The organism is Gordonia hirsuta DSM 44140 = NBRC 16056 (assembly GCF_000333015.1).
Classification (GTDB): Bacteria; Actinomycetota; Actinomycetes; order Mycobacteriales; family Mycobacteriaceae; genus Gordonia; species Gordonia hirsuta.
Genome location: NZ_BANT01000053.1, coordinates 1 through 24,453, shown reverse-complemented (window position 1 = coordinate 24,453; position 24,453 = coordinate 1). Strand labels below are relative to the sequence as shown.

Genomic DNA, 24,453 nt, shown 5'->3' with positions numbered 1-24,453 from the left:
GGCGGCGCCGGGGCTGCTGCTTGCCGCCCTGGCCGGATCCGGCTGGCCGATCGCCCGGGGCGGCTCGCAGGCGATCGCCGACGCCCTCGCGGCGATCATCGGCGAGCACGGCGGTGTGATCGAGACCGGGCATCCGATCACGCGGGCGGAACAACTGCCGCCCGGGGCACGCTGGTTCTTCGACACATCCCCTCGGGCGATGGCAGCGGTGCTCGGGGATCGGCTGCCGCCGCGCTATCGGCGAACGCTGCAGCGATTCCGGTACGGTCCGGGCACCTGCAAGGTCGACTTCCTGCTCCGCGAGCCGATCCCCTGGGGCCAGGAGCGATACACCCGCACCGCCACCTTCCACCTGGCCGACGACTACGGGCAGATCGCCCGCGCTGAAGCGCAGGTCGCCGCCGGGGTGATCCCGGAGCGCCCGTGGGTGCTCGGCGGCGAGCCGACCCGGATCGATCCGTCCCGGGCACCGGCCGGAACCCATCTGGCGTGGGCCTACTGTCATGTGCCCGCCGGCTGCCCGGTGGACGTCTCGGCGGCGATCATCGCCCAGATCGAACGGTGCGCACCCGGTTTCCGGGATGTGATCGAGGCGACGATCGTCACCACCGCGAGCGAGCAGGCGGCACAGAACCCGAACAACGTCGGCGGCGATATCGGTGCCGGAGCCACCTCACTGCGGCAGCTGATCCGGCGGCCGGTCCTGGGTGCCACCCCGCAGGCCACACCGCTGCCGGGGATCTACCTGTGTTCGGCGGCCACCGCACCGGGCGGAGGTGTACACGGAATGAGCGGTTACCGGGCGTCGCGCCATGCGCAGAGCAGCCGCGCGGCCGATAGATCGTAATCGGGTCCGCCGGTGGCCACGGTGAGCAACGAGACGCCCTCGGCGGTGATGTCGTCGGCGAACTTCAGCGTCGCGGTGTCGTCACCGGAGTACCGCACCTCCGCCGACCGCTCGATGCCGGCCGGATCGCGGCCGATCTCCGCGCAGTACCCGGCCAGCAGTGCGGACTTCTCCCGGTAGCTGTCGACGTTGACGAAGGCGTGCCAGATATCGGCGTAGCGGGCCACCAGCGGCAGGGTCTTGCGCGGTCCGCCGCCGCCGATCATCAGCGGGATGGGGCGGACCGGCGGGGGGTTGAGCTGGGCCAACCGCTGTTCGATCCGGGGGAGTGCGGCGCCCAGGTCGTCGATCCGGGAGCCCTTGCTGCCGAACTCGTAGCCGTATTCGTCGTAGTCGCGGGCGAACCAGCCGGCGCCCAGGCCCAGGATCAGCCGGCCGCCGCTGATGTGATCGACGGTGCGCGCCATATCTGCCAGCAGCTCGGGGTTGCGGTAGCTGTTGCAGGTGACCAGCGGACCGAATTCGACGTGCTGGGTCTGCTCGGCCCAGGCGCCGAGCATCGTCCAGCATTCGAAGCTGGGCCCGTCGGGGTCGCCGTAGAGGGGGAAGAAGTGATCCCAGTTGAACAGCACATCGACCCCCAGTTCCTCGGCGCGCAGGACGGCATCGCGCAGGAGACCGTAGTCGGGGGATTGCTGAGGCTGGAGTTGAACGCCGATGCGCACCGGAAAGGTCATGACTCCAGTGTGCGCGGAAGTGCCGGGCGGCGTCGGCGGTCCTGCCCGAAACGATCCCGGCGTATACCCTGGAGGGTATGAGCCACGATCACGGACACGACCATCATGAGCACGCCGAGAACCCGCACAGCGCAGCGCAGTGGGACGAGCGCTACAGCAGCGCCGACCGGCTCTGGACCGCACAGGTCAATCCCGCCCTGGCGCGGGAGGCCGCCGGTCTGACGCCGGGACGGGCGCTGGACGTGGGCAGCGGGGAAGGGGCCGATGCGCGCTGGCTGGCCGATCACGGGTGGACCGTGGTGGCGGTGGACATCTCCCAGGTGGCCCTCGACCGTGCCGCAGAGATCGATTCACGTGAAACCATCGCGTGGGTCAAGGCGGACCTGACGGTCGACGAGGTGCCCGGTGAGGCGTTCGATCTGGTCGCCCTGCACTACTTCCCGGTCGACATCGACCGCGGCGACGTCTACGACAAGCTGTTCGCGGCGCTGAACCCGGGTGCCACGCTGCTGGTGGTCGCACACGATGCCGAAGGCATCCGCGCCCACGGCCACGACCCCGACGCCTACTTCCAGCCGCACGACGTCGCCGAGCGTTTTGCCGACCGCCTCGACGTGCAGATCCTCGACACCGTCGAGCGGGGCCGGCCGGCCGGCGCCAGCGGCGAACAGCGGCACATGAACGACGTCGTGCTCAAAGCCAGCAAGGTCTCCTAGTATCCGGGGCTAGTGTCCCGGACGACCTGGGCAGTGGGTGCCGTCACACCGGCGGTTACAGTACAGCCATGACGAGCAACCCCGATGCCTCCAACCCCGATCTGGTGACCATCGACGTCCCGACGCACTGGTACAACCTGGCCGCCGAACTGGACGAGCCGATCCCGCCGCACCTGCACCCGGGCACCAAGGAGCCGGTCGGCCCGGATGACCTGGCCGCACTGTTCCCGGCCGGGTTGATCGCACAGGAGGTCACCGACGAGGTCTACGTCGAGATCCCCGAGCCGGTCCGCGAGATCTACAAGCAGTGGCGGCCGTCGCCGCTGTTCCGGGCCCGCAATCTGGAGAAGGCGCTCAACACCAAGGCCCGCATCTACGTCAAGTACGAGGGTGTGAGCCCGGTCGGCAGTCACAAGACCAACTCGGCGGTCGCGCAGGCTTATTACAACGCGATCGACGGCGTCAAGAAGCTCACCACCGAAACCGGTGCCGGACAGTGGGGCAGTGCGCTCTCGTATGCCGGTGCGCAGTTCGACCTGGACGTCGAGGTCTGGCAGGTCCGCGCCTCCTACGACTCCAAGCCCTACCGCGGCTACCTGATCCGCACCTACGGCGGCACCCTGCACCCGAGCCCGTCGGATCTGACCGAGTCCGGTCGTGCCATGCTCGCCAAGGATCCGAACACCACCGGCAGCCTCGGGATGGCGGTCAGCGAGGCAGTGGAGGTCGCGGCCCAGAACGACGACACCCGGTATGCCCTGGGCTCGGTGCTCAACCACGTGGTGCTGCACCAGAGCGTCATCGGCCAGGAGGCCGTCGACCAGTTGTACGCGGTGGAGCCCGGCGGCGCGGATGTCGTCTTCGGCTGTGCCGGCGGTGGATCCAACCTGGCCGGTCTGTCGTTCCCGTTCCTGCGCGAGAAGATCCACGGGCGGTCCAATCCGCGTGTGGTCGCCGCCGAACCCTCGGCGTGCCCGTCGATCACTCAAGGCGAGTACCGCTACGACCACGGTGATGTCGCCGGGCTGACTCCGCTGCTGAAGATGCACACCCTGGGCATGGACTTCGTTCCCGACCCGATCCATGCCGGTGGCCTGCGCTACCACGGGATGGCCCCGGCGCTGAGCCACACGGTGGAGCTGGGCCTGGTCGACGGTGTGGCCATCGATCAGCACGACGCCTTCGAGGCCGGCATCCTGTTCGCCCGGACCCAGGGGATCGTGCCGGCGCCGGAGTCGACCCATGCCATCGCCGCCTGCATCCAGCATGTGAAGGACAGCGATGACGACCAGGTGGTCGTCATCGGTCTGTCCGGTCACGGCCAGCTGGACCTGCCGGCCTACGCCGAGTTCCTCGACGGCAAGTTCTGACACCAGCGGCTCGCCGAACCGGCGAGAACGGATCGGCCGGGGCCCCACGGCGACATGCGCGTGGGACCCCGGCCGCTGTTCATTCCGTCACGGCCGGATCGCCTTGGGCGGCCAGATCCTCGTGCCGGGAGGCCCGCCACACCGCGACGGCCGCGAACAGTCCGAGTACCAGGAAGCCTGCGGCTACCACCAGCGACCATTGTGTGGCCTGGGTGAAGGCCTCGGCGAGGGACCGCACCACAGCGTCGTCACCGTCGTGCTCGCGCAGGCCGGCGATGACTCCACCGGCGGAGTGCCGGGTCGGCGCGGCGAATTCGGCCGCCGGACCGGTCAGTTTGCCCAGGAAGTGACCGAGGCCGACCGAGAGTACCGAGCCGATGATCGCGGCTCCGAACGCCGAGCCGATCTGCCGGACGGTGCTCTGCGTTGCTGATCCCTGTCCGGAGGCGGCCAGGGGGATGTCGCGGAGCACCGTGCTGGTGAGCTGAGCCGAAGCGAATCCGAGACCGACGCCGTAGATCAGCAGGACGCCGCCGACGGTCCATCCGGACGAGTCCGGCCCGAGGGTGAACGCCAGGACCAGGACACCGATCACCTCCAGTCCGACACCGACCAGCACGGTGCCGGCCGCACCGATGAGGGCGGCCAGATGCCGGGCCAGGGCACCCGAGACGAAGGCGCCGGCCGCCATCGCCGCCAGTACGAATCCGGCCCCCATGGTGCCGAGGCCGACCGCATTGATCAGGTAGAGCGGGAGCACGAAGATGAGGCCGAACTCGCCGACGGCGATCATCATCGCGGCGACATTGCCCCAGCTGAAGGTGGGGGTGAAGAACAGATTCAGATCCAGCAGGGCTGACCGCTGCACCCGCGCGCGGTGGCGCTCCCAGAGCAGAAAGCCGGTCAGGGTGACCGCCGAGACCGCCAGGGCGACCGGAACGATGGAGATCGACATGTCCGCCGACCAGGTCAATCCGAACAGCCGAAGTTCGGCCAGCGGTTTCCACCAGCCCAGGGTGCTCGCCTCGATCACCGCGAAGACCAGCGAACCGAAACCGATCGCGCTGAGCAGGAGACCATCGACGTCGAACCCACGCCGCCGGATCGGCGAGATGGTTTCGGGCACCACGACGAATGCGGCGACCACCAGGACCACGCCGACGGGGATGTTGACCAGGAAAATCCATTCCCAGGAGAAGGTGCTGGTCAGCCAGCCTCCCAGCAGCGGACCCAGTGCGGCGGCCCCGGAGATCACCGCGCCCCACACCCCGAACGCCGCCGCGCGGTCCTTGCCGCGGAAGGTATCGCTGACGGTTGCCAGCGTCGACGGCAGAATGCACGCACCACCCAGGCCCTGCAGCACCCGGGCGCTGATCAGTGCGGTCGCATCCCCGGCCGTGGCGGCCCAGATACTCCCGGCGATGAACAGGGCGATGCCCAGAACGAAGACGTTGCGGCGGCCCAGGCGGTCGCCGAGCGCGGCGCAGGTCAGCAGCAGCGCGGCCAACACCACCGAATACAGGGAGTTGACCCACTGCGCGTCGGTCAGGTCCAGGTGCAGCTCATCGATGATCGTGGGCAGCGAGACGGCCACGATGGTGCCGTCCATGACGATCATCGCCAGGCCTACGGACAGGACACCGAGTGCCCACCATCGGCGGGGGCTGGCGTGAGGGGGTGGCGGAGGGCTGGCCGGCTGCGCCGGCGGGGTCGAAGCGTCGGTCATGACGCCCTACTCTAGGCGAGCCTGTGGACCGGGACATCGCCCGAAAGGTGTAGAAGGCACAGCGGTCGGCCACGGGTGATTTCACTTCCTCCCGGAGCACGCTTTAACCTGGTCGCATGTCGAAAGTCCTGAGTTCGCTGCCCATTGGTGAGCGTGTCGGTATCGCCTTCTCCGGCGGTCTCGATACCTCCGTCGCCGTCGCCTGGATGCGCGAGAAGGGGGCCATTCCCTGCACGTATACCGCGAACCTGGGGCAGTACGACGAACCCGACATCGATTCGGTGCCCGACCGCGCGCTGGAGTACGGCGCCGAACTCTCCCGTCTGGTCGACTGCCGGGAGGCCCTGGTCGAAGAGGGCATCGCGGCCTTGCAGTGCGGTGCCTTCCACATCCGCAGCGGCGGCAAGACCTACTTCAACACCACACCGCTGGGCCGGGTGGTGACCGGCATGCTGCTGGTGCGTGCGATGAAGGAAGACGACGTCAACATCTGGGGCGACGGCTCTACCTACAAGGGCAACGACATCGAGCGGTTCTACCGCTACGGGCTGATGGCGAACCCGAACCTGCAGATCTACAAGCCGTGGCTCGACTCGGACTTCGTCGAAGAACTCGGCGGTCGCACCGAGATGAGCGAGTGGCTGCTCGAGCGCGACCTGCCCTACCGGGACTCGGTGGAGAAGGCGTACTCGACCGACGCCAACATCTGGGGTGCCACCCACGAGGCGAAGGTGCTCGAACACCTGGATCAGGGCCTGGACATCGTCGAGCCGATCATGGGTGTGGCGGCCTGGCGCGAGGACGTCGAGGTGCCGACCGAGGAAGTGACCGTCACCTTCGAACAGGGGCGTCCGGTCGCCATCAACGGCGAGCGGTTCGACTCGGCGGTCGAGCTGGTGATGAAGGCCAACGAGATCGGCGGCCGCCACGGACTGGGTGTCTCCGACCAGATCGAGAACCGGATCATCGAGGCCAAGTCCCGCGGCATCTACGAGGCTCCGGGGATGGCGCTGCTGCACATCGCCTACGAGCGGCTGGTGAACGCGATCCACAACGAGGACACCGTCGCCAACTACCACAACGAGGGGCGCCGCCTGGGCCGCCTGATGTACGAGGGCCGCTGGATGGACAGCCAGGCCCTGATGCTGCGCGAGGCCCTGGTGCGCTGGGTGGCCTCGGCGGTCACCGGCGAGGTGACCCTGCGGCTGCGCCGCGGCGACGACTACCAGATCCTCAACACCACCGGACCGGCCCTGAGCTACCACCCGGACAAACTGTCGATGGAGCGCGTCGGCGATTCGGCCTTCGGTCCGTCGGACCGCATCGGCCAGCTGACCATGCGCAACCTGGACATCGCCGATTCACGGGCCCGTCTGGAGCAGTACGCGGCACTGGGCATCGTCGGTGGTGCGACGGCCGAACTGGTCGGCGAGCTGACCGAGGGCGGCGCCGCGGCGATCGCCGGCGGTGAGGGTCCGGAGGATCCCGCCGAGGTCTCGCTGGACCGGGCCGCCATGGAATTCGGTGTCGACTAACCGTTAATCACCGAATCGGCCGCCCGGGTTCGGCGGTTCCCCGATGATCGATACGTGGGATGTCTGCGGCGGACCGGGGGGAGGACGCGGTGACGACGATGGCCGATCGCCCGAACTACGAGCGCATCCTGCGGATGTTCGCCCGGTTCACCGCCGTGGGCTATCTGGTCTACCCGGTGCTGTTGGGGCCGTCGATCATGGAACTGGCATCGAAGATGCCGGCCTGGTGGACGCCGCTGGCCCTGGTCGTGGTCTTCGGGCCCGGCATCGCGTTGGGCGCGGTGACCTTCCGCGCAGACCCCCGGCAGACCCGCCGGATCGCCGCGGTGGCGGCGGGGTCGTACCTGGTCGTGGTGGCCAGCGTACTGCCGCTGTGGAACGGGGATGCGATCGCGAACGACGATGCCGTCTGGCTCGCCGGGTTCCCCGGGCTGGCCGCGCTGGCGGCGGTCGTGGCGGTGCCCGCCTCGGTCGCCTTCGCCTTCGCCTACATGGCGGTCGCCTGCGTCGGCGTCCAGCTGGTCAACTACGTCGTCCGCGACGATGCTCCGCCGGACATGCTGGTGCCCGACATCGCCTTCGCGATCATGTTCTGCAGCCTGTTCGTCGGTGGGGCGGTGATGGCCTTCCGCACCGGCCGACTGCTCGATGCCACCACCGAGGACACCTACGCCAGTGCTGCGGCGGCCGCGGCCCAGCAGGCCCGGGTGGAGGAGCGGGAACGCTTCGACGGTCTGATCCACGACAGCGTGATGGCTACCCTGCACGCCGGGGCCGGGGACCAGCCGCACGAACTGGTCCAGACGATGGCCACCGCGACGCTGGCCGAACTCGATGAGATCCGCGACGAGGGGGCCGGACCGGAACGGGACTGGGACACCGGCGCGGCCATCGACTTTCTGACCGAAGTGGCCCGGGACACCGACCCGGATGTGCGAGTGGCGGTAGGCGGAGGCCCCGGTGACCGGATCGGCCAGCTGCCGGCGGAGGTGGTGCGCGCTCTGGGCGCGGCCCAGAGCGAGGCTCTGCGCAACAGCCTGCGCCATGCCGGACCGCAGGCCCGGCGGTCGGTGATGGTCTCGGTGCAGGCGACGGGGCTGGACATCGCGGTCCGCGACGACGGTGCGGGCTTCGATCCGAGTGAGATCTCGCCGCGGCGGCTGGGCATCGCGGTGAGCATCCGGCGCCGGATGGCGCGGCTGCCCGGAGGCTGGGCGGCGGTGCAGTCGGCGCCGGGGGCCGGCACCACCGTCGGCGTCGGCTGGCAGCGCCGATGAAACGGAGTAGCCGCGGCATCCGCATCGGCGACATCCGGGAACTGCTGGGCCTGTCGACTCCGGCCGCCACGATCCTGGTGGCGGGGTTCGTGGTGACCTTCGGCCTGATCGCGGTGGTCGCCGCACCGCAGGGCGCCCTCGTGGCGGGTCTGCTGGCCTGGGTGCTGGTCGGCACCGCGGCTCTGCTGCTGGTGCGATCGCAGGGTGATCCGCTTCCGGTGCCGGTCACCGCGGCCATCGCCGCCGCCGGACCGATCGCCGGGGTACTGGTGTTCCCGAATCTGCCCGGGGAGGTGGAATACCCGCTGCAGTTCTGGCCCCTGCCGGCGACGACGGCGCTGGGCACCTTCCTGTGCGTGCGGGGCCGGACCGGATCGGGCTGGCTGTCGATGCTGCTGGTGAGCATCGTCTGCTGGATATGGGCGGCCTCGTCCGGGTACGGCACCGGGCCGGCGGTGGTGATGTCAGGGCTGAATCTGGCACCGATGCTGATGGCCACCTTCTTCGCCCTCACCATCCGCCCGGCGGCTCGTGACCTGTTCGAACTGCGCCAGGAGGGGGTGGCCGCCGCGGTCGCCGAAGCCTCGCATAACGCGCACCTGGAGGAACGAGACCGGCAGCTGGTGGTGCTCGACGAGCGGGCCCGTCCCTATCTGGAGCGCCTGGCCCGGCCGGAGTCGCTGACCCCTGACGAACGGCGCGCCTGCACGCTGGCCGAAGCCCGGCTCCGGGACTCGCTGCGGGCACCGATCCTGGACAGTCCGGCTCTGGTCGAGGCGGTGTGGCGGGCCCGGCTCCGCGGAGTCGAGGTGATCCTGCTCGACGATCGCGGGCTCGATGACGCCGATCAGCAGGTGCGCGAGCGGATCTGCGCGGCAGTGGTGGAGGCGGTCGAGGGGATCCAGGCCGGCACGGTGACCGTGCGGGTGCTGCCACCGGGCCGCCCGGTCCGGGTCACCGTCGTACAGATCTGCGGTGACCGGGTGAGCCGCCGGGAGTTCGACCAACGCGGCGCGCCGATCCGGTCCTGATCCGGCAGCGGGCCGCTACGCGGTGGCCGGCGCCGGCTCGTTCGCCGTACCCGATCCCTTGCGCAGTGCGCCGGCGAGCAACGGGAACAGCAGCACCGACAACATGCCGGCCCCGACCAGCACGGTCGCCGCGATCGGGGTGATCAGCCCCAGGTCGACGCCGTGCCCGGTCGTGACGATGATGATCGGCAGACCCGTGGCACCCATGACTCCGACCGCCCCGCGCATGCGCAGATCGGCGCCGTCGGGTGCGGCCAGGCTCGCCGGCAGCCCGCGGACCACCAGGAGCAGGACCGCTGCGGCCGGCACCAGCAGCAGGGTGACCGGCTGATCGAGTAGCGCTCGGAGATCGAAGCCGACGCCGGTGGCGATGAAGAAGACCGGCACACCGAAGCCGAAGGCCAGCCCCTCGACCTTGCTTTCGACCGCCTCGGCCGTCGCCGGATCGGCATCGCTGATGAGTGCCCGCCAGAGTATACCGGCGGTGAAAGCACCCAGCAGGGTGTCCACGCCCAGCACGGCGCTGGCGACCACCAACGCCAGCAGGATACCCAGGACCAGGCGCACCCCGAACTGGCCGGAGGTGTGCAGTGTCGCCTCGACGAACCGGTGCAGTTGTCCGCGGGGGATCAGGGCAGCGAACCAGATCAGTGCGGCGGCGATGAGGCCGAAGACGATGAGCACTACCAGTGCTACCCCCGGGGTGTGCGTGCCCAGCAGCAGTGAGATCGCGATGATCGGCCCGAACTCGCCGACCGCGCCGACCGCGCCGACCGACAGCCCGAACGGGGTCTGCAGGTCACCGTTGTCGCGCAGGATCGGCAGCAGGGTGCCCAGCGCCGTCGAGCTCAGGGCGATGGCGATGATCACCGCACCCAGACCCGGTGCCAGCAGCGCGCCGATCGCCAGACCGAGGACGAAGCTGAGCAGCCAGCCGCCCCAGGCGCGCCGGCCCAGCCTGCCGCGCATTACGGCCGGATCGATCTCGGTGCCGGCCATGAAGAACAGCAGCCCGACACCGAGTTGAGCGATCAGGCCCAGCGCGTCGGAGGGCTCGATCCAGCCGAGCACCGACGGCCCGGCCACGATTCCCAGCAGCAGTTCGAAGACGATCACCGGGATCGCGACCCAGCGCCGCAGACCGCGGGCCAGGAGCGGCGCCAGGATCAGGGCACCGGCGAGCACCAGGACGGTGGTTTCCAGATCAGTCACCCGATGAATGTAGCCGTCGGTCCGGCGCGCTCCAGCTATCGGAACCGACGGCCGGTGACGAAGCGGTGAGAAGACTGCGATCACCCAGGGGTGCGGGTTCGCAGGCTCCCTTCCCACACCTGGCACAACTCCGCTCGCCGGTGCGAAATCTCGTCGATGAGTGCGGCACTCAGTTCGATCGCATCTACCGGGGCGTGCTTCTTAGCTCAGTTCGCATCGAGGGGGTACTTCGTCGGTCTCCGCTCGGCTTTCGCTGACTGATTGACCGTGGTCGGCCGATCAGGCGAACACTAACTCTAGTTCCCACGTGCTGATCGGGGGTGAGGTCACGGGGCTGCGGCTGGCCGCAGACGGAGGAGGTCGGTAAAGCGCGTTATCGGTTCCACGAGCAGGTTCTTGGCCGACTGTGGGCTGTGTGCTTCTCCGAATGCGTAAACAGGACCTTCTGGCGAACGCCTACGGGAACCTCGAGGAGCGTGATCGCGGTCTGCGTACGGAGTATGCCGCTGCCACCGGGATGCTGGTCAGTCAACCCAGAACGTCGCTGTGCCCGTTGCGACGGCACCAGCTGATCAGGTACCGGGCATGCAGGCCGCACCAGCGATAGATCGCGCCCTGCGTCAGCGGCAGCTGCTCGTCGTGCTCGCGACGTTGCAGCATGATCGGCCCGAGGTAGTGGCTGGTCACCTTGTTGGCGGTGCTCGGTGACACCTTGGCCACCCGCGCCAGCGAGGCGTTGTCGGTGGCGCGCCCGGCAGCGATGGCGCCGGCGAGCCGCGCCGCAGTCTGACCGCGGCGATCGCTGAACAGCTCGTAGAGGGGCGTGCGGTCCGGCCGCGCGACGGGCGGCGGGGGCAGCCGCTTTCCCAGGGCGGCCGAGCGCAGACCGTCGATGATCGCTGCGAGCCCGTCGGCCTTCGGGATGACGCCGAAGACCTCCGGACGCAGTCGTGCCTCTTCGAGGTGGTCGATCTCCATGCTGTGGTTCTGCGTGGCGAGCAGGACCGGTGCCGGCCGTTCCGCCTGACGAAGACGGTCGATCACGTCGAGGCCGTCGAACTGCCATTCAAGTTCGGGTTTGTTCCAGATCAGATCGGCGGCGACGACGTCGTACCGCACGGTGCCCGAGATCATCGCGGTCAACTCGTCATCGGTGCTCGCCACGGACACGGTGACGTCGTCGAAGGTGGACTGCAGGGGTCCGGAGATCACCTTGCCCAAGGGCGAGGCGATGAGTATGCGCAGACCGGTAGCCACCCGGGCAGAGTAGCCCCTGGTCGGCACGAATGTGTAATCACGCATGCTCTCATCCAGCTGGTGCAGCTTGCTGCACGAGTGGGGAGCAACTCTGCCGATATCCCTGCTGACTGGCGTTTTGCAGTCGCCCAAACTGGGGAAGCTCATGAAACGAAACCGGCCGGCGTCAGCGGCCTTCCAGCTCAGTCAGAAGGGGCAACAAGATGCCGAAGAACAAGATCGTCGGAGTTGTCGCAGAACACGATCTGGCCGATGCGGCGCTGTGCGCACTTGTTCACCGCGTCGGTTATCACGCGACGTTGATCGACCTCGAGCAGCCGCAGCCGGCGCTGATGACGTCGGTGCACGCGGTGGTCCTCCGGTCCCGGGCGCGGTTGGCGCAGGTCGGTGCCGACCCGCGCCTCGCCGGCGCGCGCGCCGCGTTGGTCGAGAGCGCCGGGATGACGCCGTTGCAGCTGGATCCGAAGGCGCCGATCACGGTGATCCCAACCGGAAACGAAGCCGAACAGCAGCTCGTGCACTTCCTCGAGGCCGCTGTCGGTATCCCACGCAGGCCCGGTGCGGTGCCGGTGAGCCGTCGGGAACGGGAGGTGCTGAGGACCTACGCGCTGGGGGCGACCGTCGAAGAGACCGCGGTCGAGCACTACCTGGCAACCAGTACCGTGCGCACCCACTACCGCCGGGTGACCGCCCGGTACACCCGTGCCGGTCGGACGGTGACCAACAAGGCGCAGCTTCTGCTGCAAATGGTGGCCGACGGCTGGATCCGGCTGCCGGAGGTGGCGCCAGAGTCGATTGAGGGGTCGGACTCGGACGTCGCTTAAGACGCCACTCCAGTTCATCTGCCGATCCCGCGGGGCTGGACGCCGCGTGGGGATTCGGATAATGTTCGCGGTCCCGGTTCTCGCCGGACTCCTCAACGCACCCACCGTGGGTGGACTCTGTCTTGAGTCAGATCGAAGAGGGTGATGGAAGATGAATCGCGATGAGAACGACGTCGTCGAGGAGGCGATCGAGCGCCGCAAGGTGCGCGACCCGGAGATGGTCCGCCGGCTCCGCTCGGAGCTGGTGCGAGCCGGAGCTGCCGTGCACCGGCGTCGCCTGCGGGAGTGGGCGGTGAGCGACACCGGCGAGTTTCCCTCGGTGGCAGAGTCGCAGCGGATCGCTGTGGAAGAGGTCGAGTACCTGGTTCGCGCGCTCGGCAAGTACGCCGGACTGGAGCCCGATGCGGTGCTCGGCCAGGCACGCCCGCGAGCGCGGATCATGTTCGAGGAGTACTGAGGCTTCTGGCCGGTGCGGTATGACAACCCCACCGGCCGAGCACGGCTTCCCAGGTTGTCGGACGGCCCGGCGATAGTGGGGATTCGGTATGTTCCTCGATCCCGCCTGTATCTGAAAGGTGACCGATGGACCCCTTCACACCCCCGAGCGACGACGACCTCGATCCGCCTGACGACCTGACGGTGACCATCGCCAAGGCGTGGGACCGGATCGATGATCTGCTCGAGCGCCGTGTCCCGCCGGTCAGCACCGGCTTCCCACTGCTCGACGCCGCGATGGGTGGTGGCTTCCCGCGCGGTCAGGTCAGCGTGATCGCGGGTTTCCCCGGTGTGGGGACCACCACCTACGCGATCGACCGGACCGTCAGCACGATGCTCGACGAGCGACGACCCGTCGGCTTCGTCGCCGTCGCCGATGCGCCCGACGAGGTCCTCGTCAAGATGATGATCCGGGCCGCGAAGGTCGACCGCGCCACCGTCTACGGCGGTACCGGCGACGATGAGGTCCGCTTCCGGCTGGCCGAAGCCGGTGCCGCGCTCGACGCCGGCCGGCTCGTTGTCGAGCAGCCGATCGTCCGGACTCGGGAGGGCATGCGGATCGCCGGTGAATCGGCCGCTTATCACCCGCTCGGTGCCGACCTGGTGCTGGTCGACGGCCTCGATCAGCTCGACGATCCGGCCGAGTACGGGCCGGCGCTGCGCGACCTGAAGGGGGTGGCTGCGGGCTCGGGCGCCGCGGTCGTCGTGACCACACACCTGAGGGATCCCGGCCACGCACGGAACCCCGAGGACCAGTGGATCTTCGATCTGCAGTCTCTCGGCGCGGCGGCCGAGATCGCCGCTGCGGTGATCATCCTCCACCGCGATGACCGCTGGAAGCGCGACAATCCCCGATCCGGCGAAGTGGACCTGCTGCTGGCGAAGAACCCGTTCGGAGGCCCGGGCCGCGTGGTCGGCGGATTTTCCCCGCTGTGGGGAGATATTCAGAACCTGGACATCGGCTAGGGGTTTCCGGCCGCGGCGGGCACGTGACGTCTTCCTCGTTGAACGTCGCGCCGAGCTCAGCGTTCGCGGGGCGGTGGGAGTGGAGCGCACGCCGGATTCGGAGGTTGTCGAACGACGATTCGGCGGTGACGCCTGGCTGGTCGGTGGGGTTCAGTCGCCGCAGCGCTGTGTCGAGTTCCACCCTTCAGGTGACAGCATCGGGACCTCGCGGCTTGCTCGAACCCCAACAGATTCGCCCGGTGGGAGGCACAACGACGGATGCACGATGTCCGCCCCGGGCGGACCCGGGGCGGACGTCGTGTGAGCCCAGCTTCAGTGGGCGGGCGACTAGTTGTCGCCGGCGATGAATTCCTCGAGCTGAGCACGAGCGAGGTCGTCGGGGATCTGAACCGGCGGGCTCTTCATCAGGTACGCCGAGGCCGGCAGGATCGGGCCGCCCAGGCCGCGGTCCTTGGCGATCTTGGCCGCACGCACGGCGTCGATGATGATGCCGGCCGAGTTCGGGGAGTCCCAGACCTCGAGCTTGTACTCCAGGTTCAGCGGGGCATCGCCGAAAGCGCGACCCTCCAGGCGGACGTAGGCCCACTTGCGGTCGTCCAGCCACTGCACGTAGTCGCTCGGGCCGATGTGGACGTTCTTGTCGTAGACCTTGCCGGCCAGCGGGCCGTCCAGGATCGAGGTGACGGCCTGGGTCTTGGAGACCTTCTTGGACTCCAGGCGCTCACGCTCGAGCATGTTCTTGAAGTCCATGTTGCCGCCGACGTTCAGCTGGTAGGTGCGGTCGAGCTCGACGCCGCGGTCCTCGAACAGCTTGGCCATGACGCGGTGGGTGATGGTGGCACCGACCTGGCTCTTGATGTCGTCGCCGACGATGGGCACGCCCGCGTCGGTGAACTTCTGCGCCCACTCGGGGTCCGAGGCGATGAACACCGGCAGGGCGTTGACGAAGGCGACGCCGGCGTCGATGGCGCACTGGGCGTAGAACTTGTCGGCCTGCTCGGAGCCGACCGGCAGGTAGCTGACCAGCACGTCGACCCGCTCGTCCTTGAGGACCTGGACCACGTCGACGCCGTCGCCGGGGGCCTCGGTGATGGTCTCGCGGTAGTACTTGCCCAGACCGTCGAGGGTGTGGCCGCGCTGCACGGTCACGTTCAGCGGCGGAACGTCGCAGATCTTGATGGTGTTGTTCTCGCTGGCGCCCACGGCCTCGGACAGGTCGAACCCGACCTTCTTGGCGTCGACGTCGAACGCGGCGACGAACTCGACGTCACGCACGTGGTAGGGGCCGAACTTGACGTGCATCAGACCGGGAACGGTCGACTTCTCGTCGGCATCCTTGTAGTACTGAACGCCCTGGACCAACGACGCGGCGCAGTTGCCCACGCCGACGATGGCCACGCGCACGGTATCGGTGTTACCCATGGTCGGGTTCTCCTTCATGTTGCGGCGGAACGGCGGAATGCGGTGCCGCCGAATTCTTACTCTCTGCACCGCTGCCGGAGGTCCCGGCAGCGGGGAGTTCTGTGGGGTGCGAGCCGGCGGCCGGGACGTCGGTCCCTTCGGCGGCACCGGTCGCTTCATCGGCGATCAGCCGGTTGAGCCACTGCACTTCGCGCTCGGAGGTCTCCAGGCTCAGCTCGTGCATCTGGCGGGTGTAGTGGTCGGTGCCGATCCCGGCGCGGCTGAGCAGCTCGCGCAGTGATTCACGGCGCTCTTCGACCTGGCGGCGGCGGCCTTCGAGGATGCGCACACGGGCCATCGCCGGGGTCCGGCTGAAGAAGGCCAGGTGCACCCCGAAACCGTCGTCGGTGTAGGTCTGCGGACCGGTGTCGGCGACCAGCTCGTTGAAGCGGGTCTCGCCGGCCGGGGTCAGCCGGTAGACCCGCCGGGCCCGGCGCACCTTGGTGCCGGTCGTGCCGGGGGTGTCGTCCTCGGCGATCAGTCCGTCGGCCTGCATGCGCCGCAGCGTCGGATAGAGCGAGCCGTACGAGAAGGCGCGGAAGGCGCCGAGCAGACCGGTCAGGCGCTTGCGCAGCTCGTAACCGTGCATCGGGGACTCCAGCAGCAGCCCGAGGATGGCCAGTTCGAGCACGGGCACTCCTTCCGCTGCGCTGGGCGTCGATGAATCGTCGTCGTTAGGTCGGCTCGTTACTACGCCGTGATGTCAATGCTCAATGTATCGCACCGATATAACTTGCGTCTAACTCCTCGGTAGCCTCCGGCTGTTGAGGTGCATCACATTCCGGGAGGGCACAGCCCCGACTACGCTGAGACGCGTGTACCGACAGGTCGTGGACTTCGAGCTCGCCAGGCGCTCGAAGCTGGCGCAGGTCCGGTCCGGGCAGATCGGCCTGGACCAGGTGTGCGACGCCGACCCCGGCCTGCTGCGGGCGGCGCAATTCCATGGCACCGGCTCCCAGCGCAGCTGCCCGGTCTGCCGCAAGGAACCGCTGACCGAGGTCTGCTGGGTGTTCGGCCACTCCCTGGGCCGGGCCTCGGGGTCGGCCCGGACGCCGACCGAGATCAGCCGCCTCGACGGCCATCTGGGGGAGTTCGCCGTGCAGGTGGTCGAAGTGTGCCGGACCTGCCACTGGAACCATCTGCTGCGCTCGTTCGTTGCAGGAACAACGGCCCCGTCGGTATCCCGCCGGAGGGCGGTGACCTGACGGGCGTCGCCGACCGGCGACGGGCTGCCATCCCGCAGGCAGGACATGGTGCGGGTGCGCGCACCGACCTTGGGCCCAGAAAGTTGGCACTGTGACGGATGTGCCGTCACAGTAGGGGGAGAGACTTCGAAGTGAGCGTCGACCGGCGCAGAGAAGCGAGTGAGAATGAGTAGCGAAACGAAGAAGACCGACCGGTCGCCGCAGGCGGACCGGACGCGGGTCTCGCGGATCGTCGCCTGGGTGCTGGGCCTGGGTGCGGCCGTTGTTCCGGTCGTGGCCATCATCGGCGTGGTCGCTTTCCTGCTGACCTACATGGCAGTGGATGTGCCGGCCCCCGGTGATCTCAAGCAGAACCAGGTCGCCACCATCACCGACAGCAAAGGCAACGTCCTGGCCCGCGTCGTGCCCCCGGAAGGCAACCGCATCGACGTCAAGTACTCCCAGATCCCCGAATCGATGATCGAGGCCGTCAAGGCCGCCGAGGACCGGGACTTCGATTCGAATTCGGGCTTCTCCATCCGCGGCTTCTCCCGGGCTGCCCTGGGCAAGCTGACCGGCAACGCCGGGGCCGGTGGCGGATCCACGATCACCCAGCAGTACGTGAAGAACGCGATGGTCGGCGACCAGGCCTCCGGACTGGCCGGATACAAGCGCAAGTTCAAGGAACTGGCGATCTCGACCAAGATGTCTAGCCAGTGGAGCAAAGAAGACATCATGACCGCGTACCTGAACACCATCTACTTCGGGCGCGGGGCCTACGGTGTCGCTGCCGCCGCCAAGGCTTACTTCGGCAAAGAGGTCAGCAAACTCACCGTCTCCGAATCGGCTCTGCTGGCCGCAGTGATTCGCGGACCGTCGATCTACGATCCGGCCGTCGACGAGCAGCTGGCCCGTCAGCGTTGGGACTATGTCCTCGAGGGCATGGTGAAGATCGACGCCATCAGCCAGGCCGAGAAGAACGCGCAGGCCTTCCCCAAGACGATCACTCCCAAACCGATCGGCGAGGACGAGGAGAGCAAGGGCCCCAACGGGCTGATCAAGCGCCAGGTGCTGGCGGAACTGGATAAACTGGGCATCTCCGAGCAGGAGGTGCGCACCGGCGGACTCAAGATCACCACCGCCATCGACCCGAAGGTGCAGGAAGCACTCGAGGACGCCTCCAAGAGTAAGATGACCGGTGAACCGAAGGATCTGCGAACCGCCTCGGTTTCGGTCGATCCGAGCACCGGCGGCATCTCCGGTTACTTCGGCGGTTGGGACGGCGCCGGCTGGGACTACGCCTCGACCGGACTGCAGACCGGCTCGGTGTTCAAGACCTTCGCGCTGATCGCGGCCCTGGAGCAGGACATCCCGCTGTCGAAGCAGTACTCCTCGGATCCGTACCGCACCTCCAGCGGTCTGCTGGTGGAGAACTCCGACGGCGAATCGTGCGGCACCTGCAACCTGGCGACCGCGATGAAGATGTCGCTGAACACGGTCTACTACCGTCTGATGATGGACCTGAAGAACGGCGCCGACGATGTGGTCGACGCCGCGCACAAGGCCGGAATCTCCGAGACCATCAACGGTGAGAAGAGCCTGCGTAACGCCAACGGTCGGACCGAGGGCGGTGTGGTGCTGGGCCAGTACGATTCGACCGTGCTGGATATGGCGTCGTCGTACGCCACACTGGCCGCCTCGGGCATCTACCGTGAACCCTTCTTCGTCAAGAAGGTCGAGACCTCCGACGGTCAGACACTGTTCGACCGGCAGCCCAACCCGGGCAAGCGCGTCTTCGCTGCCAAGGTCGCCGACAACGTGACCGCGGCACTGGAGCCGATCGCGGCCTACTCCGGCGGCAATTCGCTGTACGACTCGTCCTACGGTGCCCGGCCGTCGGCGGCCAAGACCGGCACCGCCCAGCTGGGCACCAGCGGCCAGAACCGATACTCGTGGATGGTCGGATATACCCCGCAGCTGTCGACCGCGGTCTGGGTCGGGACCGCGCGCGGTGACAAACCACTGGTCAACTACGGCGGCGCCGCCATCTACGGTTCGGGATTGCCGTCGCAGATCTGGAAGGCGGCGATGGATCAGGCACTGGCCGGCGAGACCATCGAGAGCTTCCCGACGCCGGCCGCGGTCGGTGGTCAGGCGGGCGTCCCGTACGAGCCGCCGCCGTACACGCCGCCGCCGTCGTCGAGCTGGGCGCGGCCCTCGCGCCCGACGCTGCCGAGCATCGATGTGACGATTCCGCCCGAGTGGAACATCCCGGGCCTGCCCACACGGCAGCGCCCGAACCGCCCGGGCCGCACGCCCAGCGAGCAGGGTGAGACCGTTCCGGAGACCCCGAGCGAGCCGGAGACCGGCGAAGTCCCGGCGGCCTGACCCGCAGTGACCGACTGGGATTCACCGGCCCCGCTGACCGACGATCTGCGGATCAACACCGGGCGGGAGCTGCCGAGCCGCAGCAACGCGCAGGTGGCTGCGGCCAGCGAGGTGCTCGGTGGCCCGGTCGGTCTGCACGCGGCGATCGGGCGCAGCCGGACCTGGACGCCGGTGCGCGCGGTGCTGCTGATGGCGCTGGTGGTGCTGGCGGTCTCCTGGTCGGGGAAGGCCGGGTGCCTGCAGCAGGCGCCCATCCCGGCGCCGCCCGGTGAACAGTCCGCGGGGATGCGGCTGAACTGGGACAACCAGCGTCAGTACTACGGCCTCTGCTACAGCGATGTGATCGCCCGCTACGGCCAGCAGCGACTGACCGTCGAGGACCTGCGCCAGGGGACCGTGCCCTACCGCACCTACTGGTACGACGGCAACGACCAGACCGGCCCGCGCCACTACCTGGATCAGCCGGTGGTGATCGGGGCGACGATGTACCTGGGCGCCGCCCTGACCCGCGGCTGGCAGGCGCTGACCGACGGTACGCCGATCCCGCAGCAGCTGGACGTAGTGACCTACTTCAACATCACCGCACTGCTGCTGACGATGTTCTGGTTGATCGCGGTGTGGGCGACCATGCTGACCGATCGGCGGCGGATCTGGCTGGGTGCGCTGATGGCGCTGTCGCCGCTGATCGCGCTGCACGCCTTCACCGGCTACGAGGTGATCCCGGTCGCGCTGGTGGCGCTGACGCTGCTGTGCTGGGCCCGGGACCGGGTGGTTCTGGCCGGGGTGTTCGCCGGGTTGGCGGCCGCGGCCGCGATCTATCCGCTGCTGTTGATACCGATGCTGACGATGGTCGCTTTCCGCGATCGCCGGCTCGGTGATGCCGGAACGGTGGTGCTCTGCGGGGCGATCACCTGGCTGGCGGTCAATCTGCCGGTGCTGATCAGCTATCCGCGCGGGTGGAGTGAGTTCTACCGGACGTGGTGGGCGCGCGGCGCCGAACCCGACAGCGTGTATGCGCTGATCTCGCGGACCGTCGGCTGGGAGCCGTCGACGGCGCTGATCAACGGATTGTTCATCAATCTGATCGTCGCGGTGATCGCCACCGTGGGGTATGTGGCGCTCCGGGCGCGCCGCACCCCGACGCCGGCGGAGCTGATGTTCCTGCTGGTCGCCGGCTATCTGCTGGTGGGCAAGGCGTGGAGCCCGCAGTCGTCGCTGTGGCTGGTGCCGCTGGCGGTGCTGGCGGTTCCGCATGCCCGGCTGGTGCTGGCGTGGATGGTGGTCGACGCACTCATCTGGGTGCCGCGGATGGGCCTGTTCCTGGATGCGGACCGCAAATGGCTGCCGCCCGAGTGGTTCGACGTCGCGCTGGTCATCCGCGCGGTGTTCGTGCTGGTGCTCTGCGCGGTGGTGTTGCGCCGTCTACGCGTCGCCTCGCAAACACCTGCCCAGGCCCCCGCCGGGCCCGGAGGGGTCAGCCGACCCGCTGCACCAGCGCCGATCGGCTGAGCGCCCACTCGTCATCGGTCATCGCGTACTGTGCGACGGTGCGCCAGCTGTCGCCGGAACGACGCTGCTTGGGCAGCAGGCCCTCCAGTCCCGCTCCGAGTTCGTCGAGCGCCGCAGCGGCGGCGGTGTCGTCGGCGTCGGGGCGCCAGGTGACCCGTACCGCGCCGGCCTCGGTGAAGGCGTAGTCGAGCAGGATCAGTTCGGCGGTGGCCTGCGCCGCCGTGCCCGGCACACCGGCGGCGTAATGGGTGTGACCGATGCTCAGCGCGCAGGCCTGCTGGTCGACGTCGTCGTATCCGGTGGTGCCGATCAGCGCGCCGGAGGCGTCGTCGATCACCGCGAACGCCAGGCGCCGGGGGTCGTCGTGCGCCGCAGTGATCCAGTCGACGGCACCGGGGGCGTCGCGCGGGAGCGGCGCCCGCGCGGCGCCGGCAACGGTATCGCCGGTGGCGGCCACGGCGGCCAGTGCCTGCGCATCGGTGATCTGCAGCGGCCGCAGCGTGATGCCGTCGCGTCCCAGGACCGGGGTGCCCAGCCAGTGCCAGGCGGCGCCGGCGTCGGCGTCGGCCAGCCGGGTCAGCGGTGCCCGCGGCGGCAGTTGCGTGCGCATATAGGAGGCCAACGGTTCGCGGACCGTCCAGGTCGGGGCCTTGACCAGGAAGTACAGCAGCAGGAAGAAGTGCACCCAGACCCCGGCCAGGACACCGCCCATCACCCACCACTTCATGTTGTCGTCGTCGTTCATCAGGTTGAACATCCGGAAGATGGTCAGGTCGAGCATCGCGTCGGTCACCAGATATGCGGCGATCGCGCCCCACGGCACGCGCAGCAGCACGAAGAACGGCAACACCCACAGGGTGTACTGCGGCGAGTGCACCTTGTGGAAGACCATGAACCCGGCCAGCAAGGCGAAGCTCGCGCCGATCCACGGGAAAACCCCCTCGTTCTGGTAGCGGCGCCACGCCAGGTAGACCGCCACCACCACCGACGCCAGGATCAGGATCGGGGACAGCACTCCGACCAGCGAGTTGTAGATGTCCTCGTTCCGGTTCACCAGGAAGCGCACGCCCCAGTACCACCAGGTGTTGGTGTCGATCTCGGCCTTGCGCTTACCCTGGAAGTCCAGGGCGGCCTTCCACCCCTGATAGCCGGCGATCATGAACGGCGCCTGCACCGCGATGGTGGTCAGGATCGCCGCGATCACCACCCAGGCGGCCCCGACCCAGTCGTAGCCACGGCGCAGACCGTCGCTGATCCGGTTCCGGGTCGGCTCACCGCCGGTGAGGACGTACAACGCCAGGGCCAGAACAAACAGGCCGGGATAGATCTTCAAGGAGAAGCCCAGCGCCAGAATCACCGAGGAGATGATCGCCGAGGCCCGCAGCCCCAGCCGCCGCCGGCCGTGCTTGTCCGGGCTGGCACCGAAGCCCATCACCGCTACGGCGGCGACCGAGGTGAACACCACCGGCAGTTCCCAGTTGTGGAAGGCGTAGAGGACCAGCGGCGGGGTCGCGGCCCACAGCAGCACCCACCAGCGGCTGGTCCAGGCGAGCATCACGGTGGTCAGCAGAGCCATCGGTGCCATGATCAGCGCTGTCTGGGTGAAGAATCCGTGGTCGGTGTACTGGCCGATGGCGCCGAACCACATCAGCAGCCCCGACAGCACCGGATACTCCACGACGCCGCCGTAGAGCTGCCCGGTCTCGGTGATGCCGCCGTGGATGTAGGGGAAGACGTGGTTGTTGATGTCGCGCCCGACCCACAGCGCCACCAGATCCGAGTAGCACGGGATCACCGCGGTGGTGTCGCCGCCCGGGAAGTTGAAGCTGCGGCCGAGTTCGTCGAACGGCTCGCCGGTGCAGCGGGCTTTGGCGCGGTAACCCCAGATCAGCGCAGCCAAAGTGAACAGCAGCGAGCTGACCATGATCAGGGCGGCTTCGCCGCGATGGAGGAAAGTCCGCTGCACGGCAAGGTCGGAACCGGGGGAGGGCATGAGGCAGACTCTAACGGTTCGGGACGCCGTCATCGCAGGCGCGGGGGGATCGTGGACCCGGCGGCCGCGATGATTGCGCCGCCGGTGACGATTTCCCAGGTCATGCCCGGCTCATGTATCTTTGACGGGTTGCCGACGCAGGCGACCCTCCTGTCGTGGAGAGTCCACGACCGATAGCCCATAGGAGGTGATGTGGTCTTATGCGTCACTACGAAATGATGGTCATCCTCGATCCGAGTCTGGACGAACGCACCGTCGCCCCATCCCTGGATACCTTCCTGAATGTGGTTCGAAAGGACGGTGGCTCCGTCGACAACGTCGACATCTGGGGCAAGCGCCGTCTCGCGTACGAGATCGAGAAGAACGGCGAAGGTATCTACGCCGTTATCGAACTCACCGCGACCCCCGCGACCGTCAGCGAGCTGGATCGTCAGCTCGGCCTGAACGAGTCGGTGCTGCGCACTAAGGTCATGCGCAAGTAGGCGTCTTCCCACAGCCGCTGAATCACCTCATTCACTCGACCCAGGGGAAACACCATGACTGACACAGTCATCACCGTCGTAGGGAATCTGACTGCGGCCCCGGAACTGCGGTTCACCGCATCCGGCGCCCCGGTCGCCAACTTCACGGTGGCCTCGACTCCGCGCACCTTCGATCGTCAGACCAACGAGTGGAAGGACGGCGAAGCGCTGTTCCTCCGCTGCAGCATCTGGCGTGACGCCGCGGAGCACGTGACCGAGTCGCTCGACAAGGGCACCCGGGTGATCGTGCAGGGCAAGCTTAAGCAGCGGTCGTACGAGACCCGCGAGGGCGAGCGACGCACCGTCGTCGAGCTGGAAGTGGATGAGATCGGTCCGTCGCTGCGCTACGCGACCGCCAAGGTCACCCGCACTCCGCGCGGTGGCGGCGGTGGCGGGAACTTCGGCGGCGGCGGATACGGCGGCAACCAAGGCGGCCAGGGCGGCGGCAACCAGGGCGGCGGCTACGGCGCGCCGGCCGGGGGCGGTCGCCAGCAGCCCGCCGACGATCCGTGGGGCAGCGCACCACCGGCACCGGGCGGCGGATTCTCCGCCGGTGACGACGAACCACCATTCTGATACCGGGCTCGCCAGCCCGAGGAGCATCAACGGAGCAACAATATGGCAAAGCACAAGGGGCGCAAGCCTCGCGTAGAGAAGGTCACCAAGGCTAAGGCCTGCACCTTCTGCAAGGACAAGAAGGCCGGCGAGATCGACTACAAGGACACCGCGCTGCTGCGTCGTTTCCTGTCCGATCGCGGCAAGATCCGTTCGCGCCGGGTGACCGGCAACTGTGTCCAGCACCAGCGCGATATCGCGGTGGCCGTGAAGAACGCGCGTGAAGTGGCCCTGCTGCCCTTCACCTCGACCGGTCGCTGAGCGGGAAGGGAAGCACTGACATGAAGCTGATCCTGACCAGCGCTGTAGAGAATCTGGGCGAAGCCGGCGACACCGTCGAGGTGCGCGATGGCTACGGCCGCAACTACCTGCTGCCCCGCGGTCTGGCGATCGTCGCCACCCGCGGCGCCGAGAAGCAGGTCGAGGGCATCCGCCGGGCCCAGCAGGCCCGCGTGGTGCGCGATCTGGACCACGCCAACGAGATCAAGCAGGCCCTGGAGGGCCTGGAGAACCTCTCGCTGACGGTGAAGACCCACGACTCGGGCAAGCTGTTCGGCTCGGTCACCGCGGCCGATGTGGTCTCGGCGATCCGCAGCGCCGGCGGCCCGGCCGTCGACAAGCGGAACGTGGAGTTCCCGAAGGGCCACATCAAGGCCGTAGGCACCCACGCCGTCGTGGTGAACCTGCATCCGAAGGTCGCGGCGAAGTTCGACGTCGCCGTCGTCTCCGGCTAGCGGTTCTTCTGTACAGACACCGAAGCGCCGGTCACCCCGAAAGGGTGACCGGCGC

23 protein-coding genes are annotated in these 24,453 nt (G+C 68.3%); 16 read left to right on the top strand and 7 right to left on the bottom strand.

Going from position 1 to position 24,453, the window contains the following annotated elements; all coding sequences use genetic code 11:
* Window positions 1-847: phytoene desaturase family protein (locus GOHSU_RS16940; RefSeq protein ID WP_005943569.1), on the top strand; the 847-nt coding region annotated here is incomplete at its 5' end.
* On the opposite strand, the gene GOHSU_RS15030 is transcribed toward GOHSU_RS16940, so the two are convergent.
* Window positions 796-1,584 (bottom strand): LLM class F420-dependent oxidoreductase, encoded by a 789-nt coding sequence (locus tag GOHSU_RS15030; protein WP_005943567.1) that lies wholly within the window; start codon window positions 1,582-1,584, stop codon window positions 796-798. The two genes, GOHSU_RS16940 and GOHSU_RS15030, sit on opposite strands and share 52 nt — an antisense overlap.
* A 77-nt stretch (window positions 1,585-1,661) precedes the next feature.
* On the opposite strand from GOHSU_RS15030, the gene GOHSU_RS15025 reads away from it, so the two are divergent.
* Both GOHSU_RS15025 and GOHSU_RS15020 read left to right on the top strand, forming a co-directional pair.
* Complete coding sequence (locus tag GOHSU_RS15025) at window positions 1,662-2,300, top strand: class I SAM-dependent methyltransferase (protein WP_005943564.1); 639 nt, start codon at window positions 1,662-1,664, stop codon at window positions 2,298-2,300.
* Window positions 2,301-2,368: 68 nt separating this feature from the next.
* Window positions 2,369-3,670: a TrpB-like pyridoxal phosphate-dependent enzyme gene (locus GOHSU_RS15020; protein WP_005943562.1), complete on the top strand. Its 1,302-nt coding sequence runs from the start codon at window positions 2,369-2,371 to the stop codon at window positions 3,668-3,670.
* A gap of 79 nt (window positions 3,671-3,749) precedes the next feature.
* Here the strand turns inward: GOHSU_RS15020 and GOHSU_RS15015 are convergent, their stop codons facing one another.
* Window positions 3,750-5,396: a DHA2 family efflux MFS transporter permease subunit gene (locus tag GOHSU_RS15015; RefSeq protein WP_005943560.1), complete on the bottom strand. Its 1,647-nt coding sequence runs from the start codon at window positions 5,394-5,396 to the stop codon at window positions 3,750-3,752.
* 116 nt (window positions 5,397-5,512) lie between these two features.
* Here GOHSU_RS15015 and argG point away from each other — a divergent pair, with 116 nt between their 5' ends.
* The 3 genes from argG to GOHSU_RS15000 are packed head-to-tail and all read left to right on the top strand — an operon-like array spanning window position 5,513 to window position 9,239.
* On the top strand, window positions 5,513-6,931 hold the full coding sequence (gene argG / locus GOHSU_RS15010; RefSeq protein ID WP_005943558.1) for an argininosuccinate synthase: 1,419 nt from the start codon (window positions 5,513-5,515) through the stop codon (window positions 6,929-6,931).
* A gap of 59 nt (window positions 6,932-6,990) precedes the next feature.
* Window positions 6,991-8,208: a sensor histidine kinase gene (locus GOHSU_RS15005; protein ID WP_005943557.1), complete on the top strand. Its 1,218-nt coding sequence runs from the start codon at window positions 6,991-6,993 to the stop codon at window positions 8,206-8,208.
* Window positions 8,205-9,239, top strand: a complete 1,035-nt coding sequence (locus GOHSU_RS15000; RefSeq protein ID WP_005943555.1) for a DUF8320 family protein — start codon at window positions 8,205-8,207, stop codon at window positions 9,237-9,239. Before GOHSU_RS15005 ends, GOHSU_RS15000 begins: the two co-directional genes overlap by 4 nt.
* A 15-nt stretch (window positions 9,240-9,254) precedes the next feature.
* Here GOHSU_RS15000 and GOHSU_RS14995 read toward each other — a convergent pair whose 3' ends face one another.
* Window positions 9,255-10,451, bottom strand: coding sequence for a cation:proton antiporter (locus GOHSU_RS14995; protein WP_005943553.1), 1,197 nt, complete (start codon window positions 10,449-10,451; stop codon window positions 9,255-9,257).
* Window positions 10,452-10,979: 528 nt separating this feature from the next.
* A complete protein-coding gene (locus GOHSU_RS14990) occupies window positions 10,980-11,708 on the bottom strand; it encodes an MSMEG_1198 family transcriptional regulator (protein ID WP_005943551.1) in 729 nt (242 codons plus the stop codon).
* Between the two features lie 203 nt (window positions 11,709-11,911).
* Here GOHSU_RS14990 and GOHSU_RS14985 point away from each other — a divergent pair, with 203 nt between their 5' ends.
* From GOHSU_RS14985 to GOHSU_RS14975, 3 genes are all read left to right on the top strand, one after another.
* Window positions 11,912-12,532 carry a helix-turn-helix transcriptional regulator gene (locus tag GOHSU_RS14985; protein ID WP_005943549.1) on the top strand — a complete coding sequence of 207 codons (621 nt, stop codon included), beginning with the start codon at window positions 11,912-11,914 and terminating at the stop codon, window positions 12,530-12,532.
* Window positions 12,533-12,683: 151 nt separating this feature from the next.
* Entirely contained in the window at window positions 12,684-12,989 is a 306-nt protein-coding gene (locus GOHSU_RS14980; protein WP_005943547.1) for a hypothetical protein, read from the top strand.
* Between the two features lie 125 nt (window positions 12,990-13,114).
* Complete coding sequence (locus GOHSU_RS14975) at window positions 13,115-13,993, top strand: DnaB-like helicase C-terminal domain-containing protein (protein ID WP_005943545.1); 879 nt, start codon at window positions 13,115-13,117, stop codon at window positions 13,991-13,993.
* A 327-nt stretch (window positions 13,994-14,320) separates the two neighbouring features.
* Here the strand turns inward: GOHSU_RS14975 and GOHSU_RS14970 are convergent, their stop codons facing one another.
* Together GOHSU_RS14970 and GOHSU_RS14965 are read right to left on the bottom strand one after the other, a co-directional pair.
* Window positions 14,321-15,415, bottom strand: coding sequence for an inositol-3-phosphate synthase (locus GOHSU_RS14970; protein WP_005943543.1), 1,095 nt, complete (start codon window positions 15,413-15,415; stop codon window positions 14,321-14,323).
* Complete coding sequence (locus GOHSU_RS14965) at window positions 15,408-16,085, bottom strand: PadR family transcriptional regulator (protein WP_005943541.1); 678 nt, start codon at window positions 16,083-16,085, stop codon at window positions 15,408-15,410. Before GOHSU_RS14965 ends, GOHSU_RS14970 begins: the two co-directional genes overlap by 8 nt.
* A 184-nt stretch (window positions 16,086-16,269) precedes the next feature.
* Between GOHSU_RS14965 and GOHSU_RS14960 the strand changes: the two genes are divergently transcribed.
* The 3 genes from GOHSU_RS14960 to GOHSU_RS14950 all read left to right on the top strand — a co-directional run bounded on the left by GOHSU_RS14960 (window position 16,270) and on the right by GOHSU_RS14950 (window position 20,535).
* Entirely contained in the window at window positions 16,270-16,659 is a 390-nt protein-coding gene (locus GOHSU_RS14960; RefSeq protein WP_005943539.1) for a DUF5318 family protein, read from the top strand.
* A gap of 165 nt (window positions 16,660-16,824) precedes the next feature.
* Window positions 16,825-19,026, top strand: coding sequence for a transglycosylase domain-containing protein (locus GOHSU_RS14955; RefSeq protein ID WP_005943537.1), 2,202 nt, complete (start codon window positions 16,825-16,827; stop codon window positions 19,024-19,026).
* Between the two features lie 6 nt (window positions 19,027-19,032).
* On the top strand, window positions 19,033-20,535 hold the full coding sequence (locus tag GOHSU_RS14950) for a glycosyltransferase family 87 protein (protein ID WP_005943535.1): 1,503 nt from the start codon (window positions 19,033-19,035) through the stop codon (window positions 20,533-20,535).
* Here the strand turns inward: GOHSU_RS14950 and GOHSU_RS14945 are convergent.
* Window positions 20,501-22,528 (bottom strand): GNAT family N-acetyltransferase, encoded by a 2,028-nt coding sequence (locus GOHSU_RS14945; protein WP_005943532.1) that lies wholly within the window; start codon window positions 22,526-22,528, stop codon window positions 20,501-20,503. The two genes, GOHSU_RS14950 and GOHSU_RS14945, sit on opposite strands and share 35 nt — an antisense overlap.
* A gap of 200 nt (window positions 22,529-22,728) precedes the next feature.
* On the opposite strand from GOHSU_RS14945, the gene rpsF reads away from it, so the two are divergent.
* Genes rpsF through rplI form a run of 4 tightly spaced genes read left to right on the top strand, consistent with a single transcriptional unit; the run spans window position 22,729 to window position 24,398 of the window.
* On the top strand, window positions 22,729-23,010 hold the full coding sequence (gene rpsF, locus GOHSU_RS14940) for a 30S ribosomal protein S6 (RefSeq protein WP_005943530.1): 282 nt from the start codon (window positions 22,729-22,731) through the stop codon (window positions 23,008-23,010).
* 54 nt (window positions 23,011-23,064) lie between these two features.
* On the top strand, window positions 23,065-23,625 hold the full coding sequence (locus GOHSU_RS14935; protein WP_005943528.1) for a single-stranded DNA-binding protein: 561 nt from the start codon (window positions 23,065-23,067) through the stop codon (window positions 23,623-23,625).
* A gap of 42 nt (window positions 23,626-23,667) precedes the next feature.
* Window positions 23,668-23,925 carry a 30S ribosomal protein S18 gene (gene rpsR / locus GOHSU_RS14930; RefSeq protein ID WP_005943526.1) on the top strand — a complete coding sequence of 86 codons (258 nt, stop codon included), beginning with the start codon at window positions 23,668-23,670 and terminating at the stop codon, window positions 23,923-23,925.
* Window positions 23,926-23,945: 20 nt separating this feature from the next.
* Entirely contained in the window at window positions 23,946-24,398 is a 453-nt protein-coding gene (gene rplI, locus GOHSU_RS14925; RefSeq protein WP_005943524.1) for a 50S ribosomal protein L9, read from the top strand.
* The last annotated feature ends 55 nt before the right edge of the window (window positions 24,399-24,453 follow it).

Excerpts from the sequence above, each read along its gene's own strand:
- GOHSU_RS15030 (WP_005943567.1), bottom strand. The coding sequence starts at position 1,584 with ATGACCTTTCCGGTGCGCATCGGCGTTCAACTCCAGCCTCAGCAATCC.
- GOHSU_RS15025 (WP_005943564.1), top strand. The coding sequence starts at position 1,662 with ATGAGCCACGATCACGGACACGACCATCATGAGCACGCCGAGAACCCG.
- GOHSU_RS15020 (WP_005943562.1), top strand. The coding sequence starts at position 2,369 with ATGACGAGCAACCCCGATGCCTCCAACCCCGATCTGGTGACCATCGAC.
- GOHSU_RS15015 (WP_005943560.1), bottom strand. The coding sequence starts at position 5,396 with ATGACCGACGCTTCGACCCCGCCGGCGCAGCCGGCCAGCCCTCCGCCA.
- argG (WP_005943558.1), top strand. The coding sequence starts at position 5,513 with ATGTCGAAAGTCCTGAGTTCGCTGCCCATTGGTGAGCGTGTCGGTATC.
- GOHSU_RS15005 (WP_005943557.1), top strand. The coding sequence starts at position 6,991 with ATGTCTGCGGCGGACCGGGGGGAGGACGCGGTGACGACGATGGCCGAT.
- GOHSU_RS15000 (WP_005943555.1), top strand. The coding sequence starts at position 8,205 with ATGAAACGGAGTAGCCGCGGCATCCGCATCGGCGACATCCGGGAACTG.
- GOHSU_RS14985 (WP_005943549.1), top strand. The coding sequence starts at position 11,912 with ATGCCGAAGAACAAGATCGTCGGAGTTGTCGCAGAACACGATCTGGCC.
- GOHSU_RS14980 (WP_005943547.1), top strand. The coding sequence starts at position 12,684 with ATGAATCGCGATGAGAACGACGTCGTCGAGGAGGCGATCGAGCGCCGC.
- GOHSU_RS14975 (WP_005943545.1), top strand. The coding sequence starts at position 13,115 with ATGGACCCCTTCACACCCCCGAGCGACGACGACCTCGATCCGCCTGAC.
- GOHSU_RS14970 (WP_005943543.1), bottom strand. The coding sequence starts at position 15,415 with ATGGGTAACACCGATACCGTGCGCGTGGCCATCGTCGGCGTGGGCAAC.
- GOHSU_RS14955 (WP_005943537.1), top strand. The coding sequence starts at position 16,825 with ATGAGTAGCGAAACGAAGAAGACCGACCGGTCGCCGCAGGCGGACCGG.
- GOHSU_RS14945 (WP_005943532.1), bottom strand. The coding sequence starts at position 22,528 with ATGCCCTCCCCCGGTTCCGACCTTGCCGTGCAGCGGACTTTCCTCCAT.
- rpsF (WP_005943530.1), top strand. The coding sequence starts at position 22,729 with ATGCGTCACTACGAAATGATGGTCATCCTCGATCCGAGTCTGGACGAA.
- GOHSU_RS14935 (WP_005943528.1), top strand. The coding sequence starts at position 23,065 with ATGACTGACACAGTCATCACCGTCGTAGGGAATCTGACTGCGGCCCCG.
- rpsR (WP_005943526.1), top strand. The coding sequence starts at position 23,668 with ATGGCAAAGCACAAGGGGCGCAAGCCTCGCGTAGAGAAGGTCACCAAG.
- rplI (WP_005943524.1), top strand. The coding sequence starts at position 23,946 with ATGAAGCTGATCCTGACCAGCGCTGTAGAGAATCTGGGCGAAGCCGGC.